Source organism: Phycisphaeraceae bacterium (assembly GCA_020851465.1).
Classification (GTDB): Bacteria; Planctomycetota; Phycisphaerae; order Phycisphaerales; family Phycisphaeraceae; genus JADZCR01.
The window spans coordinates 1-14,642 of sequence record JADZCR010000018.1 but is presented as its reverse complement, the minus strand read 5'-3'; the positions used below and the strand labels follow the sequence as shown (position 1 = coordinate 14,642).

At 59.3% G+C, this 14,642-nt stretch carries 13 protein-coding genes, 2 tRNA genes and 2 rRNA genes; 11 read left to right on the top strand and 6 right to left on the bottom strand.

The annotated features are described in order from the left end of the window. Nucleotides 1–7: 7 nt before the first annotated feature. Complete coding sequence (locus IT444_13965; GenBank protein ID MCC7193870.1) at nucleotides 8–1,057, bottom strand: stage II sporulation protein M; 1,050 nt, start codon at nucleotides 1,055–1,057, stop codon at nucleotides 8–10. Nucleotides 1,058–1,171: 114 nt separating this feature from the next. Here IT444_13965 and IT444_13960 point away from each other — a divergent pair, with 114 nt between their 5' ends. The 6 genes from IT444_13960 to IT444_13935 all read left to right on the top strand — a co-directional run bounded on the left by IT444_13960 (nucleotide 1,172) and on the right by IT444_13935 (nucleotide 5,414). Then, nucleotides 1,172–1,954 carry an RDD family protein gene (locus IT444_13960; GenBank protein MCC7193869.1) on the top strand — a complete coding sequence of 261 codons (783 nt, stop codon included), beginning with the start codon at nucleotides 1,172–1,174 and terminating at the stop codon, nucleotides 1,952–1,954. A 55-nt stretch (nucleotides 1,955–2,009) separates the two neighbouring features. Continuing rightward, the gene (locus IT444_13955; GenBank protein MCC7193868.1) at nucleotides 2,010–2,663 is read left to right on the top strand and encodes an RDD family protein; all 654 of its coding nucleotides are present in this window, start codon (nucleotides 2,010–2,012) and stop codon (nucleotides 2,661–2,663) included. 12 nt (nucleotides 2,664–2,675) lie between these two features. Then, a complete protein-coding gene (locus IT444_13950; GenBank protein MCC7193867.1) occupies nucleotides 2,676–3,272 on the top strand; it encodes a hypothetical protein in 597 nt (198 codons plus the stop codon). A 7-nt stretch (nucleotides 3,273–3,279) separates the two neighbouring features. After that, the gene (locus IT444_13945) at nucleotides 3,280–3,813 is read left to right on the top strand and encodes a hypothetical protein (protein MCC7193866.1); all 534 of its coding nucleotides are present in this window, start codon (nucleotides 3,280–3,282) and stop codon (nucleotides 3,811–3,813) included. A 128-nt stretch (nucleotides 3,814–3,941) separates the two neighbouring features. After that, nucleotides 3,942–5,186 (top strand): exo-alpha-sialidase, encoded by a 1,245-nt coding sequence (locus IT444_13940; protein MCC7193865.1) that lies wholly within the window; start codon nucleotides 3,942–3,944, stop codon nucleotides 5,184–5,186. A 142-nt stretch (nucleotides 5,187–5,328) separates the two neighbouring features. Continuing rightward, nucleotides 5,329–5,414: transfer RNA gene (locus IT444_13935), tRNA-Leu, on the top strand. A gap of 8 nt (nucleotides 5,415–5,422) precedes the next feature. Here the strand turns inward: IT444_13935 and IT444_13930 are convergent. Next, nucleotides 5,423–6,283, bottom strand: a complete 861-nt coding sequence (locus IT444_13930; GenBank protein ID MCC7193864.1) for a phytanoyl-CoA dioxygenase family protein — start codon at nucleotides 6,281–6,283, stop codon at nucleotides 5,423–5,425. Nucleotides 6,284–6,379: 96 nt separating this feature from the next. On the opposite strand from IT444_13930, the gene ilvN reads away from it, so the two are divergent. Next, nucleotides 6,380–7,000, top strand: a complete 621-nt coding sequence (gene ilvN / locus IT444_13925; protein MCC7193863.1) for an acetolactate synthase small subunit — start codon at nucleotides 6,380–6,382, stop codon at nucleotides 6,998–7,000. 49 nt (nucleotides 7,001–7,049) lie between these two features. Continuing rightward, the gene (locus IT444_13920; GenBank protein MCC7193862.1) at nucleotides 7,050–8,861 is read left to right on the top strand and encodes a hypothetical protein; all 1,812 of its coding nucleotides are present in this window, start codon (nucleotides 7,050–7,052) and stop codon (nucleotides 8,859–8,861) included. Between the two features lie 18 nt (nucleotides 8,862–8,879). On the opposite strand, the gene IT444_13915 is transcribed toward IT444_13920, so the two are convergent. Then, nucleotides 8,880–10,226: a hypothetical protein gene (locus tag IT444_13915; GenBank protein MCC7193861.1), complete on the bottom strand. Its 1,347-nt coding sequence runs from the start codon at nucleotides 10,224–10,226 to the stop codon at nucleotides 8,880–8,882. A 102-nt stretch (nucleotides 10,227–10,328) separates the two neighbouring features. Between IT444_13915 and IT444_13910 the strand changes: the two genes are divergently transcribed. Then, nucleotides 10,329–10,724 (top strand): aspartate 1-decarboxylase, encoded by a 396-nt coding sequence (locus IT444_13910; GenBank protein ID MCC7193860.1) that lies wholly within the window; start codon nucleotides 10,329–10,331, stop codon nucleotides 10,722–10,724. A 79-nt stretch (nucleotides 10,725–10,803) separates the two neighbouring features. Here IT444_13910 and IT444_13905 read toward each other — a convergent pair whose 3' ends face one another. Continuing rightward, nucleotides 10,804–11,706: a diacylglycerol kinase family lipid kinase gene (locus IT444_13905; GenBank protein ID MCC7193859.1), complete on the bottom strand. Its 903-nt coding sequence runs from the start codon at nucleotides 11,704–11,706 to the stop codon at nucleotides 10,804–10,806. 83 nt (nucleotides 11,707–11,789) lie between these two features. On the opposite strand from IT444_13905, the gene IT444_13900 reads away from it, so the two are divergent. Both IT444_13900 and IT444_13895 read left to right on the top strand, forming a co-directional pair. Continuing rightward, nucleotides 11,790–13,274: a hypothetical protein gene (locus IT444_13900; protein MCC7193858.1), complete on the top strand. Its 1,485-nt coding sequence runs from the start codon at nucleotides 11,790–11,792 to the stop codon at nucleotides 13,272–13,274. A 78-nt stretch (nucleotides 13,275–13,352) separates the two neighbouring features. Further along, nucleotides 13,353–13,439: transfer RNA gene (locus tag IT444_13895), tRNA-Ser, on the top strand. Between the two features lie 242 nt (nucleotides 13,440–13,681). Here IT444_13895 and rrf read toward each other — a convergent pair. Together rrf and IT444_13885 are read right to left on the bottom strand one after the other, a co-directional pair. Continuing rightward, a 5S ribosomal RNA gene (gene rrf, locus IT444_13890) occupies nucleotides 13,682–13,789 on the bottom strand. Nucleotides 13,790–14,243: 454 nt separating this feature from the next. After that, nucleotides 14,244–14,642: ribosomal RNA gene (locus IT444_13885) — 23S ribosomal RNA — on the bottom strand; the annotation flags it as partial.

The window sequence follows — 14,642 nt, the reverse complement described above, 5'->3', positions numbered from 1 at the left end:
ATCAGGATCAGGAGACCAGCGCATGGAGTTCCTTCGCCAGACCGTGTGATTCCTCCGGCACGCGACATCGGGCCGGCATCTTGAAGACATAGAGCAGCAGCGCGACAAAGAGCGCCACGGCGACGGCGATTTTCAACGTGTACGGCAGCGTCGGTTCGTTCACCTGGCTGAATCCGCCTTCGATGACGCCGGCGACCACCAGCAGACTCGCGGTCCCCACCAGCAGATCGACCAATGCCGGCCTGATCCGGCGCAACTGCGACATGAATGAGCCTCCGTCACGTCGAAACTGCGCACGGGCGACCATCAATCCTGCCGTACATCCGAAAATGATGCAGGGCAACTCGATGGAACCGTGCGGCCCCACCCACGCGATGAAAAACTTGAGCACGCCATCCTGCGCGTAAAGCACCGCCAACGATCCGAGCATCGCGCCATTGGCAAAGAGCACAACGACCGTGCCGACGCCAAAGGTAAATCCCAGCGCAAATCCCAGAATGGTCACGCGGATGTTGTGGGTGAATAAAAAGCTGGAGAAGAAGGCATTTTCGCCGGTGCTGCTGATCTGAGTTTTTCCGGTGCGCTCATTTTCCTCGAGTCGGGCGACGCGCTGACTGGGGCTTTCAGCCAGATGCTCTGCGCCGAGGAACAGCTCCGCGTTTCGAGGGGAAACGAGGGTGGCCGTCGCCCCAAAGAGAATGCCGGCCGCCATCACCGCGAAGCTGATCGCCAGCAGTCGTTTCTGCCGACGCAATTCCGCGGGGAAGTAGTGCCGGAGGATGGTCCACCAGGAGCGGAAGAAGCTCGACTGACGCGGCACCGCCAGACGTGCGTAAGCACGGCCGACGAGCGTTTCCAGATATTCGAGCAGCGTGGGGTTTCCCGTGCGTGTCTGCACGAGATTCAGATCGCTCGATACCAGTCGATAGAGCGAAAAAAGCTCATCGACCTCGTGCGCTGCGAGTCCCGCCAGACCGACCTGATCCACGCGATCAAGCAGTTGGCTGAGCTGTTTCCACCGCGGTTGCCGCTGGAGGAGGAACTCATTGAAGTCCATGGCGTGAATTGTAAAGGATGAGCCGGTTTCCGTGTCGTGATCCTAACTGCGGCTTTTGACGCAACCAGATCAACCCGCTGAACCGGAAAACGCAGCCGCCATTAGAATGGCAGCGTGCCCTACCATCGCATCATCACGCCTGAGCAGGTTTATTTTCGTTACGAGATCGGCGGTCTGGCCAGCCGCGTGATGGCGTGGTTTGTCGATCAGCTTTTCATCCTGATTTTGTATGCGGCAGTGGTTCTGTTAACCGGATGGCTGGCGGGGTTTCTGGGGATGGCCTCAAGCCTCTCGATGGCTTCATGGGTGGCAGCGATCGCCTTTGTCGGGCTGCTGGCCATCGACTTTGGCTATTACGCCTTCTTCGAGCTGCGCTGGGGCGGCCAATCTCCCGGCAAGCGAATCATGAACCTGCGGGTGATCTCCACCCGCGGCACAAGGCTGCGCTTCGCGGAGGTCGTCATCCGCAACGTGGTCCGATGGATCGACAACACGATCATCTTCATCGCGTTCATCGGTGCTGCGGTCGCGTTCATCGATCCGCTGCATCGACGCCTCGGCGATCTGGCGGCGGATACCATTGTGATCCGCGATTCCAAGCTCAGCCTGCCCTCAGCTCTGCTCCGTCAGCAAAGCCGGGTGAATACGTTCCAGACGGATACCGCCATCCGCAATCGCATCCTCTCACGGGTGACGCGCGATGAGCGTGATCTGATCTTTGACCTCATGATGCGGCGTGATGAGCTTGACCCCGCGGTGCGCGAGGACTTGTTTGCGATTGCTGCCAAGCTGTTTCGTCAACGGTACGCCCTGCCGGAAGACATGGATTACCTCAGCGATGAACAGACGGTGATGAATCTGGGACTTGTGGTGCAGAGCATGACGTTCACGTCCTGAATCAAGCCTGTGAATGAGGCGCGAGTTTCGTATGATTTCCGATAAGAGGTGATTCATGGCTGAAACCACCGCCCCGGCACCCGGTCAGATGCAATGCCAACTGACCGGCGAATGGCTGCCGGAGGACCAGACCATCATCCTGCGCGGCCTGCGCGTCTCGGCGGAAGGAAAGCAGGAACTGCTCGAACGCCTGCTCGCCGGCGATCCGCTCCCCGGCGAATCGCTCAAGCCAACTTTCGGCAAACGGTTCGGGGCCTTGTTCATCGACAATCTGCTTATCTTCATACCCATCTGGATACTTGGCCTGGTCGTCAGTGCGCAGATGAGCACCGCTACGGATGCCGGCTTGATGCAGACCGCCATTTCCATCTTCGGGATTGCTGTGTGTTTTCTCTACACGGTTGTGCTGCACGCCAAGTACGGTCAGACCTTGGGAAAACGGGCTACGGGTATCAAGGTGGTCATGCTCAACGGCTCGCCCATCTCCATGCGGACGTCAATCAAGCGGTCGTTGATCTTCTACGGGCCGCAGGTCATCGGCCCGATCCTTACCGTTACTCTGATCGACTATGAGATGATCGGTGTCACGCTCACCGGGTTAGGCTCGCTTTTCTATTTCGCTGATTGCATTGTCACGCTGGCGGACCGACAGCAGAGGTCGATCCACGATCAACTCGCGGGTACGAAAGTCATTCTCCATCTAACGTAAGTTTGCGACCCCATGATCACACGGCTTGAGATCAACGACATCATCTGTCCGCGCTGCGGGATCGGCATGGATGCGCGTTCCGGTGAAGAGATGCGTTGCCCTCATTGCGATCTGAAAACGCGGGTCCTGCTGTTCCGACCGCTGCCCCTGCTGGTCGAACATCCAACCCCTGCCGGCCCGGAGGATGCCGCCTGCGCCCATCATCCCGCCAACCGCGCGGTAGCGGTCTGCGCCGGAACGGGCGACTACATCTGCTCGCTCTGCCATGTCGCCCTGGACGGTAAAAGTTACAGCGTGCAGTACCTTGAAGGCGCGGGAAAATCGATTCTGACTAAGTCATACACGCACTATCTGCCGCGACCGGACACGGAGATCGTCACCCTGGCTCTGTTCACCCTGCTGGTCTCGTTTCTGGGTGTGATCTTTATCCCGTTAATGATCCTTCGATTTTTTACAACGAGAAAATTGCGCCGCGAAAATCCTCTTTACGCCAGACTGGTCGGCCCCGGTCGCATGGCTTGGCTGGGAATCGTCGCGTTTGGTTTCGGCGCGATGGCTGCATTCGGAGTGCTCGCCATCATCGTCGCCATCGTCATCAACAATTCCTAAGGAACGTATGCCCGCGGACCTGACCATCAACAGCCTGTCGAAGAAACGATCGCTGCTCATTGAGCCTGAGTCGCTGGTGATCCTTCAACGTGAAGGCACGCGCGACCGCGTTCGCCGCATCCGTCTTGATCGAGTCGAGAGCATCGTCGTATGGAAATCGGTCGCCTGGCTTGCGGCGATCTTCACCTCGCTGGCGCCCCTGATCGTCGCTGTGATTCTCATCATGATCGGCAGGTCGGAAAACGCACCGGGGGTATCCGCCACGGGTGCCGGGTTTCTCGCCCTGGCGATCCTCTGCGCGGCTGCTGTCCTCATGCGGGGCAAGACACATATCCGCATCCGTCGCGCAGGGATCAACCGCGATTTCGCCTGCCTTTTGTCGCAAAAGAAAATACGGGTATTTCTGGACAAACTCGCAACCGCGATCGACGCTGCGCAGGAGGCCGCCTTGGCGCAGGCACTCGAACGCAACGAAGAAGCGGCACCCGGCCCGCTCTTAATTCCCGAAGATCAATCCCCCGAGCAACAGGACACTCCGTGAAGTTTGTTGTACCTTCTGCTTCCCGGAGCAGCACGCAGCATCGTCGGGCGTCAGGATGTCACTGACACACCCATGATGTCTGATCGCAACTCCATCCGCAGCCAGGAAACGCAACCGGAATCCAACTGATGAAACTCATCCCTTCACAACCCGTCACCATCCTTGCTGAGCGCGCGGATCGCCGCTACATCCCGCACGTGGCTGTGCTCCCCGGCGGCACGCTGCGCATGAGCATCGGAATCGGCCCGGACAATAACTTCACCCCGAACACGTCCTATCACTCCTACGACGGCGGCAAGACGTGGCATGATGCACCAAACCTCTGCCCCCGCGTCGAGTGGTCGGATTCCTTCTCCGACGGTCGCTACTACGAAATCGACAGCTACGTTTGGCAGGACTCCAATGAGCCGGACTGGTTCGTGGCGAATGTCGGCACCTCCGAGGATGGACGGAATTTCCGCCATCAATTCGTCCGCATCCACGCGCCCGGAACCGACACCATGACTCTCCGCGCCATGCGGACCTTCGGTCAACCGCAGGCCCCGTGGTACGAAATCATCAACCACAGCAACCACAACCGCGACGTATCGCTCGATAACGTCATGATCGGCCGCATCCACATAACCTCCACTGTCGAGTTGGATAAACCGACACATTGGATGGCTGTGGGGTATGGGCAGCCGGCCAACAGTAAAAAAAGCCGCGTTTGGCTGTACGAAACGCACGATGCGGGGCAGACCTGGTATCGCAAGGCAGAGGTACTCGCCGCCGACCACACCCCCGAAGGAGGCGATGAGGCGTCGATCACCCGGCTCGACAGCGGCGAGTTGTACGTCATCGCACGCACCGGCGCCGCCATGCTTCAGACTCGCTCGGCGGATATGGGCAAAACCTGGACAGCCCCCGAACCCATTCGGCTCATCGACAGCGGCGAATATCTCACCGGCGTCTGGCCGATCATCCGAAAGCTCCGGCGCGGCGGATTGGTCTGCTCTTTCGGCAGGCCCAAGAGCACGTTCACTTCCCTCGAGCAAATGGCGAAGGTGGACTACGTGGCTGAGCACTATGGACATTGCGGAAAGTTTGTGATGTGCGACCCCACCGGCACCGGCCGTCAATGGCAAGGCAGGATCGACCTGCATGAGCTGGAAACGGCCTATCAGACGATGATGGGTGTCCCGCCTAATCAACAACTGCGCGTGCAGGAGGACACCAACGTGCGTGACAGCAATTCGTGGGAGTATCTGTCGCTCAACGAGACGGAGGACGATGTGCTGCTGGTGACCTACGACGTGCAGCAATTCCGCGAAAACTGGAACAGCCACCCGGTACAGGGTGCGCGGATGGTTCGGATCGTCGTCAAGCGATCATAAAGCACAAGCCCGCGGAACAAGGGCGGAACAGGGCGGCGGATGTCGGCCTGACTCGTCAAGCGGAGCGGGCGGCGACAATGCGGCGACTACCCCACAGCCGGATCATTTTCATCATTACAATGCCGACCTGATGTTTCACCACGGCCCCGTGGCGGAATTGGCAGACGCTGGGGACTTAAAATCCCCTGGCCCGCAAGGGCCGTGCGGGTTCGATCCCCGCCGGGGCCATTAATGGATCAGCTCACCGACTGCGGACTCCTCGTGCCGCTGCGCGACGCGGCTTCCGCCTTTCGCTTTCCCATCCGCTCGATGGCTGCGAGCTTGGCTTCGTTCCAGCCGCTCCAGTTTGACGGTTGAAGTGAGATCACCAGGTCGTGCAGCGTAGCGCGCGGCTGCGACGGCACATAGTTGCCGGTATGCCAGGCCAGATTGCGATACACCATGAAATCACCCGGTTGCAGACGGATCTGCACCGCTCCGGGGAACGACTCACAATGCTCGAAATTGATCCGTTCAGCTTCGACGTTGGAAAGATTATTGGTCAGGGCTTCGAGCGTTCCGGCCCCGGTTGATGCCACCTCGCCGGGCAGGTCGTATTGACGAAGGTGGCTGCCGGGGACAAACCAAGTGCAGGAGTCGGCATAGATCGCACAATTGACCTGGTTGAAGCGCGTCAGGTCATACCATATCTCCCACAGCTTGGCGCGCAGCAGATCATCCTGGGCTTCAAGCGGCACTTCCACCAGACCGTCGCGGTGCCATCCGATGGACCACGGCCGATCCTTGGGTTCCACAAGGATTCCCATGATGTGCGTCTGGCCGTGGCTGGTCGGTCCAAGCAGCCTCGTTACGGCATCCCGCAGCACAGGCAGCTCGCAGTATTCCTTGAACGGCTTGAGGTCGAGTTTGTCGGCATAGCGATCCACGGGTTGAATCCGCTGAGCTTGCGGGCCGGAGACTTCATGCGCCAGTGCGCGGGCCTTGTCGCATTCACGTCGCAGATCGCGCAGGAGCGTAACGGGAAGAATCTGTCGGAAAATCAAGTAGCCCTCGCGGAGGTACTGGTTGATCCATTCGTCACGGAATGAAAATGTCATGGGTTACTACTCTGAGGTTGGCTGGTTAATAAAAAGCTCACGCTGGCGGGTGCGTCTTTGTGACTTCACTCATTCCTGACATATGATACTTAGTCTATGAGTGAATCGTCCTCCCCAGTGATGCGCCACGTCATTGCCGCCCTGGTCACTAACGAGCCCGGCGTGCTCGCACAGGTGGCCGATATGTTCGCCGCGCGAGGCTTCAACATCGACAGCCTCGTGGTCGGACGGACGGAAAATCCGGAGTTATCACGGATGACGATTGTCGTCGGCGGTGATGACGCGGTACTCGAACAGGTCCGTAAGCAGCTCCAGAAACTCGTACCCGTGGTCAAGGTCGTGGATTATCACGACGCTGCGTATGTCGAGCGCGATCTGATGCTCGTGCAGGTGCTCACCGCGGGCACGGGTGAATCCGGGCGCTCGCGGCGCAGTGAAATTATTGAATTAGCAAACCTGTTCCGAGCCAAAGTCGTGGACGTAGGCGTGGATCGGGTGATGATCGAGCTTTCGGGTACGGAAGAAAAAGTCGAAGCCTTCATCGAGTTGATCCAGCCGTACGGCATTGCGGAGCTGGCGCGGACGGGTGTGATCGCCATGCCTCGCGGCGCGGGAACCAGCGGCGCCAAGCCGGCGCGGGCGCAGCGATCGATTAAGACCAAAGGCAAGGGGTCGAAGGACTCCGGCGTCGATCCGCGGCATCTGCCGCCGGGATAATTGCAACAGGCGATCGCCCTCACGATGGCGACCGTGCCGAGGCTCAAGGATGGCCAAGCGACAATCTCATCGATCAGAGGGGGCCGCAGATCGACCGTTCACCATCGCTCACGTCACCCATGAGGCGGTCGAGCAGATCGGCGGGATCGGCACCGTTCTCGAAGGGTTGATGATCAGCCCCGTGTACCAGCGGCACGTCGGGCGATCCATCCTCGTCGGCCCGACCGCCACACACATCGCCGTCGATCCCGAAGCCCGGCTCGGTGAGCACGGCAAGGTGCTTTACAGCTCGATCGACAACATCGACCGCGACGGATACTCCAGCAAATTTCAGCCGATCGAATGGGCGTTCAACGTCAGGATCGTGTACGGCAAGCGGCAATACAACCCGCCCGGTGAAGGACGCCGCGGCGAGGCGGAGGTGATCCTCATCGATGTCTTCGGCATCAACAAGGATCGCGTCAACCTGTTCAAGGGAATGATGTGGGAAAAGCTCGGCCTCGATTCGTCGCGCTACGAGTCCATGTGGGACTACGAGGAGTACGCGCGACTGGCGCAGCCGGCGTTTTATGCGCTGCGGGCGATTCTCCAGGAGTCCGAGCTGCCCTGCATCCTCTTTTCGCATGAGTTCATGGGATTGCCGACGGCATTCCTCGTCGCGCTGGAGGGCCAGCGCCACTTCCGCACTGTGTTTCACGCCCACGAATGCGCCAGCGCCCGCCGTGTGGTCGAGGACCATCCCGGCCACGACACGATGTTTTACAACGTGCTCGACCAGGCCCGCGCCCAGGGGAAACACATTCAGGATGTCTTCGGCAGTCTCGACCACCTTTTCCGACACGCGCTGGTCAGCCGCTCATACCTCTGTGACGGCATCATTGCGGTCGGAGATCGGACACGCGACGAAATCAAGTTTCTCAGCTCGCGGTTCAACGACCAGCCGGTGGACCTGGTTTACAACGGCATCCCGGCCATGAAGGTCGATCTGAAAGCCAAGCTTAAAAGCCGCGCGATGCTTGTCACCTACTCCAAGGCTTTGCTGGGATATGAACCCGACGTGCTGCTGACGCACGTGACCCGGCCGGTGATCAGCAAAGGGTTATGGCGTGATCTGACGGTTTGTCACGCGCTCGATGAGAGGCTGAGCCAAGCCGGCAAGACTGCGGTGCTTTACCTGCTCAGCAGCGGCGGCGGAGTGCGGCGGGCGCAGGACATCGCAGCGATGGAAGCCAACTACGGGTGGCCGCGGCTTCATCGCTCCGGTTATCCCGACCTGGTTGGGCCGGAGGAGGAGCTTGATAAGGAAATCGAAGCCTTCAACGCAGGCCATCGTGCCGTGCAGGTCGTACTGGTCAATCAGTTCGGCTGGTCGGCCTCGCGGATCGGTAAGCGCCTGCCGCCGGAGATGGATTTCGCCGACTTCCGCCGCGCCACCGATGCCGAATTCGGGATGGCGACATACGAGCCTTTCGGCATCAGTCCGCTCGAACCACTGGGCAGCGGTGCCGTCTGCATCATCTCCAACGTTTGCGGCTGCTACGGGTTCATCAACCACGTGACCGGCGGCAAAGGCACGCCGAATGTCATCACCGCCGACTTCACCCGGCTGGACCGCCCGCGCGGAATCGGCGAGTTGCTCAACATGACGCGCCAGGAGCGTGACCGCATCGAGCGAGTCGTCGCCGTCGATATCGCCGATGAATTGATGAAGCGACTGCCCTGGAACGATCAGGCGCGCGAAGCGCTGGTGAAATCGGGGCAGGCACTGGTAGCCCAGATGGGCTGGGATCAGGTGATCGAGGAAGGACTGCTGCCGCTGCTGGAACGAATCCGCGTACTCCCCATCTGTGAAGGCGGATGAGCAACCGCCCGCCGGTCACTATTCCACGCGCACCCGTGCATAGCGGATCACTTTGGGCCGATCGTGGCACTCGCCGAACAAATCGAGCACTGCGGAAGGTGCCGAGCCGCCTCGCGGTGTAGCGGTGAAAAACAGCTCCTTGAACGGATGTTCGAGCGTCAGCTTGGATGCCCGGCCTGGTGAGCCGTCCGCCTGGATTTCCAGCACCCGATTTTCACACACCCTGCGATTGGCTGCGTCATGTCCCGTGACCGTGGCCACCACCAGAAGTCGGCCCGACGGGGTAACGTGGAATCGCCCCCACTCCGGCTTTTCAGCCGGCCCGCCCTCCCGCGACTCGATCAGTGAGGTGCGGCAGATTTCTTTGCCCTCACGCATCCGAGCGTATTTGAGTGAGACAGTGAGTTTCTCGCCGGGGAAATACTTGTCCCGCAGGCGCAGATCGAGATTGGTTTCCAGCCACAGCAGGTGCAAAACTCCGTCGGGGTCTAACCATAAATCGCAGGAGCGCATCGAGCCACGCATTGCTTCGCGACTGCTGACCTCAACCCATGCGCCGAAGGGCTGCTTTGTGATGTCAGGGGTGCAGGTGTAATACATGCGGCAGAAAATGTAATCCCACTTGGTGCCGGTGATGCTGGTCTTGAGGGCGTTGTAGTCTTTGTTCGGCTCGCTGATGTCGCTGACTCCGAAGAAGTGAACCGCGCGGTTGTTCAGAGTTACGCACGGGTAGCACACGCGCAGCGGTTGATCAGGCGTGGGGACGCCGTTGAGATTACCGGGGCCGTATTCGTCCGTGCGCGGCCAGCGAATCTTACCGTTGGCGATCCAATTCCCGTTGCGATCACGAAACGCCCAATGAGCCAGGTCGTAGCCGATGTTGTTGAACCAGACGAATTCACTGTTGGCGGAGTCCGCGGCAAAGCTGCGGTAGGAGTGATCGTAGAAATCCACCTTTTCATCCCATACCGGCAGTTGCCGTTTCGGTGCGGCGTCAGGCCGATTCACGTCAAACTCGTACAGCTCCGGACGGGCAGTGCCGGAGTATTCACCCGGCGGCGTGAGTGCCGCATTGGTGGTCACGAAGATGCGCCCGTCGTTGAACCGCCCCATCGGGCATGGCTCGCGCGTGCGCTCGGTGTCCCGATACACGGTCCGCCAGCCGGCGTTATCAGCCCGGCTCAGAAGCGTCCAGCGTGTATTGCTCAAGGGCTTGATATCAGGGATGGTTTCCAGACCCGTTGCCAGCACTTTGTCGTGATGACGCACGCAGGCTGGGCTGCCGAAACACCATTGCGGCGTGGCCCCGTTATTGGCGTTTTCATAGGCGTAAACGTCTTCCTCGACTTCAACCGCGGGGTTCATGGACGCCTCCGTTTCAACGGGCAGTGTAGAAAAAACATTCTGCTTTGCTCCCGCCGACCCCGGGAAATCACGCTAGAATAATACTTCCAACCGAGGTAAGCCATGCTCCGTCAGTTATTGCGCGGCAAAATCCATCGAGCCACGATCACGCAGTGTGATCCCGACTACGTCGGATCCATCACGATCGATGCTGAATTGCTGCGCGCTACGGACATCCGCCCCAACGAAGCGGTCCACGTCCTCGACATCGACAACGGCATGAGATTCGAGACCTATGTCATCCGGGGCGAGGCTGGCTCCGGGATCATCGGCATCAACGGAGCAGCGGCGAGACTGGTCGCACCCGGCCACAAGGTCATCATCGTCTGTTACGGCCTGCTCAACGAACGCGAGATCGACGAGCACGAGGCTCGTGTCGTCCTCGTTGGCGAAGGCAACCGCATCACGCAGCAACTGCGCTACTCAAGCCTGATCGACGAACTGGAACCGACGACCTGATCGCAGGCTGATACGCCGCCTCTGCAAAGCTGCGACTCCGATAAATCGGCTGTAATGTCCATCAGGGCAACCCGCTCGATCATGAGCGCACGCGCAGCGCCCCCGGCTCGATCTGCACACTTACCGATTTGACCTCATCCTCGGCGCGTACCCAAACCTCTCCATCGAGATGAATGGGAATCGACCCGTCACACTTTAGTTCCATGCGCAAAAACTGTCCGATGCTCACACGGTCGTCCTGGGTGGGCCCCGCACGCATTACACGGGGGAGCAGTCGGAGCGCAGACAGCCGGCCGGTTTTTCTCACCAGCAAATAGTCGAGCTGCCCATCATCGACTTTCGCCGCAGGCGTGCAGTAAAACGCGCCGCCCTCACGGGGGCCGTTGGCAAGCGTCAGGAGCAGTACCTGTTCTTCGCGTACACGGCCATCGATGGTCATGGCTACTTTCGGGCTTTGGAAGTCGAAAAAGAACGACTGAACCAGCGCAACGAAATATCGTGTGACTCCGGGAAAGCTGCGAAGGCGATGGCTGCGACGGTTGACGGAGGCGTCAAAAAAAAGACCGGCGGAATTAACAAACCAACGCTCACGGCCTCGATCATCGGTGATGCGTACAGCATCGATCGGTTTGGTCGTACCACGGATGGCGCGTCGGCGTGCTTCGACGGTATCACCCCGGATGCCGCACGCGAAAGCGAAATCGTTTCCTGCGCCCAGCGGGATGATCCCCAAAGCCGGACGCTGCGACGAAGGGACAGACATCAGGCCGTTGACCACCTGATGCACCGTACCGTCGCCGCCGACGGCTACCAGAGTGTCGCATCCTTCCTGCGCTGCTCGCTGGGCGATCTCCTGAGCATGTCCCGGATACTCAGTCGGAATGAGCACTCCATCGGCAGCGGCATCGAGCAATTCGCCTGAAAGCGTGCCGCCCCGCCCTCTTGCTGCGACCGGATTCATAATGATGCAGGTCTTCGCCACACGGGTACTGTCGCGAGGATTGGCGCAGTGTCAAAACTTCGCTAATCCGTGTACATTCCTTTCTAACCTTCTGAGCACCACACATGGCAAAAAATAAATCCGCTCCTCTGCATCACACTCCTCCGGCAGCCGGCGCATTCGTCGGAGTCGCGCGGCGCGACATCACTCCGCCTCCGGGCATCTACGCCCGGATGTGGGGTGCGGCAAAGCACGATGTTTCCCGCGGCACTCATCGACCGCTCTGCGTCACCGCGCTGGCGATCCGTGCTGATAAATATTCATCGCCGATCCTGCTCATCAGTGCTGACCTTGCGCTGCTGGGTGATCTGGGTGAAAGTGCTGATGAAGAATGCCTGATGGAGCCGATCTACCGTCGCCTCGGCCTGACACGGGCGCAGATCATGGTGAATTGTTCGCACACCCACGCCTCGCCGTGGGCTGCGTCCAGCCGCGCCTCGATGCCGGGCGGTCAGATGATCGCCCCCTATCTCACCCGGCTCGGTGAGGCCCTGGCGAATGCAGCGGAAGAAGCCCTGGCGACCACGGTACCCGCGACGTTTACGTGGGCGACCGGCCGCTGTGATCTGGCGACCAACCGCGATCTGCCTGATCCGGATAAATCCAAGCGTCGCGTTGTCTGCGGATTTAATCCCGATATCAAGGCGGATGACACCGTAATGATCGGCCGCATCACGCGCGATGCTGATGATTCCGTGCTCGCGACAGTGGTGAACTATGCCTGCCACCCAACCACGCTCGCCTGGTTAAACACTCTGATTTCGACCGACTACATCGGCGCGATGCGTGATGTTGTGGAAAGTCATACCGGGGGCGCGCCGTGTCTTTTCCTCCAGGGCGCGTCGGGCGAGCTGGCACCGGCACATCAGTACGTAGGCGACACACGAGTGGCGGACGGTCATGGCAGGCGTCTGGGGTTCGCGGCTCTTTCGGCGCTCGAGTCCATGCTCCCCCCCTGCCAGAGACTCTCCTATCGAGGCGTCACCGAATCCGGTGCGCCGCTGGCGGTGTGGTGGCCGGAGGCGTTTGAGCCTTCACGCATCATCGAGGGGCGGCATGTTTTGATCCCGTTCCCGCTCAAGAAAATGCCCGCGCCCGCTTTGCTTGAACAGCAAATCGCACAAACAAAAGACCGCGCGATGAAGGAACGGCTTTTTCGCAAACTCCAGATCGTCAAATCACTAGGTAAGAGCAAAACCAAAGCGCAGTCAGCCTGGATTTACCGCATCGGACAGACACTCATCATCGCGCACTGCAACGAAGCCTATTCACAATTTCAGATCCAGTTACGCGCAGCGTTTCCTGATTTCGCGGTGGTGGTGATGAACGTGACCGGCGCGGAGATGGGCTACATCGCACCGCCTGAGTTTTACAAGTTGAATTTGTATCAGGTGTGGCAAACACCATTCGACCGCGGCTCGTATGACCTGCTGCTGAAGACGTGTCGGGATGAAGCAGCGCGACTCACACGCATCCGGGAACAATCTTCGCGGCGCAGCCGACGGGTTGAGAAAGCAAAGCGTGCGAGTGCGCAGCGAGGGAGGAAATGAGTCGCAAGCTGCGCAGTTGACTCCGCGGTGAAATCAGCGAAGATTTGACGTTCGCCGGTTCGCCCGGCAATCACCTTTGGAGAGGTGTCCGAGCGGCTGAAGGAGCTAGTCTCGAAAACTAGTATGGGCTTCGGCTCATCGTGGGTTCGAATCCCACCCTCTCCGTTTTATTGATGTCGATTTTTTTGCCACGCAACGGCGTCGATCCGACGCGCATTGAACCTATCTGAATTTTTAACCTCTGAATTATTCCGTTGCGGAAATGTCGTTCGCATACCGCGGCCAGCGGTCGCAGTGAGCGGTCGCGTTTTTTTCTTGAAATGGTGTTGAGTGTCGAAGCGGCCAAGCATTGAAGTGACTTCGCGCAAAAAAAGAACCCCGGCGGGTTTTCCCGTCGGGGTTCATAAAGTCGGCGATGACCTACTTTCGCGCTGGTGCACTATCATCGGCGCGGCGGGCTTAACTGCTGAGTTCGGAATGGGATCAGGTGTATCCCCGCCGCTATGGTCACCGACAAACCCAGCCTCCGGGTCTCCCCGGGGGCTGAGGAATTTGTCAAGTAATAGCCAAGGTACTTGGGAATCTCACACGCGGCATTTGCCGGTATTGAGGTTCCGTTGTCGATCACCCATTGCCTTGATGGGAAAGGGTGATCGTGTTGCTTGTGTACATTGAGGTTTTGATAGAGAGCGTAGGAGCTGGAACATAGAGACCATGAATATTCCCGTCGTGTTACCTGCTACGGACACTACCTGATCGGTGGTGAGAGTAGAGGTGACGATTGGAGGGAAAATATTGAATCAAGGCCGATCCCGACCACGACCGCTTGCAGGGTGATCGTGGTGGTTGATGATTGATCCTGATCCGGCTCGTTAACGCCGGGGGAGATCATCATGGGACCGGATGATTTCGACGATGGTTCATGTCGGGTTTGAGGCCGTCATGAAGGGACATCGGTCGATGGTCGGAATGATCAAGCGATTGACCGTTAGTACGGGTCAGCTGAGGGCATTTCTGCCTTTACACCTCCCGCCTATCAACCCGGTGGTCTACCGGGGGTCTCTCACGTCTTGCGACGCATGCAAACCTGATCTTGAGGGGGGCTTCACGCTTATATGCTTTCAGCGTTTATCCCTGCCACACTTAGCTACCCGGCGTGTGGGTCTAGCGACCCAACCGGCGCACCAGGGGTGTGTCCTTCCTAATCCTCTCGTACTAGGGAAGAATCCTCTCAAGTTTGCTACGCCCACAGCAGATAGGGACCGACCTGGCTCACGCCGGTCTGAACCCAGCTCGCGTACCACTTTAATGGGCGAACAGCCCAACCCTTGGGACCGCCTTCAGCCCCAGGATGTGATGAGCCGACAT

What these genes read in the sequence shown, in the direction of transcription:
- IT444_13950 (MCC7193867.1), top strand. Translation starts at nt 2,676, where the DNA reads ATGATCACACGGCTTGAGATCAACGACATCATCTGTCCGCGCTGCGGG.
- IT444_13965 (MCC7193870.1), bottom strand. Translation starts at nt 1,057, where the DNA reads ATGGACTTCAATGAGTTCCTCCTCCAGCGGCAACCGCGGTGGAAACAG.
- IT444_13930 (MCC7193864.1), bottom strand. Translation starts at nt 6,283, where the DNA reads ATGACATTTTCATTCCGTGACGAATGGATCAACCAGTACCTCCGCGAG.
- ilvN (MCC7193863.1), top strand. Translation starts at nt 6,380, where the DNA reads ATGAGTGAATCGTCCTCCCCAGTGATGCGCCACGTCATTGCCGCCCTG.
- IT444_13915 (MCC7193861.1), bottom strand. Translation starts at nt 10,226, where the DNA reads ATGAACCCCGCGGTTGAAGTCGAGGAAGACGTTTACGCCTATGAAAAC.
- IT444_13945 (MCC7193866.1), top strand. Translation starts at nt 3,280, where the DNA reads ATGCCCGCGGACCTGACCATCAACAGCCTGTCGAAGAAACGATCGCTG.
- IT444_13910 (MCC7193860.1), top strand. Translation starts at nt 10,329, where the DNA reads ATGCTCCGTCAGTTATTGCGCGGCAAAATCCATCGAGCCACGATCACG.
- IT444_13920 (MCC7193862.1), top strand. Translation starts at nt 7,050, where the DNA reads ATGGCCAAGCGACAATCTCATCGATCAGAGGGGGCCGCAGATCGACCG.
- IT444_13940 (MCC7193865.1), top strand. Translation starts at nt 3,942, where the DNA reads ATGAAACTCATCCCTTCACAACCCGTCACCATCCTTGCTGAGCGCGCG.
- IT444_13900 (MCC7193858.1), top strand. Translation starts at nt 11,790, where the DNA reads ATGGCAAAAAATAAATCCGCTCCTCTGCATCACACTCCTCCGGCAGCC.
- IT444_13955 (MCC7193868.1), top strand. Translation starts at nt 2,010, where the DNA reads ATGGCTGAAACCACCGCCCCGGCACCCGGTCAGATGCAATGCCAACTG.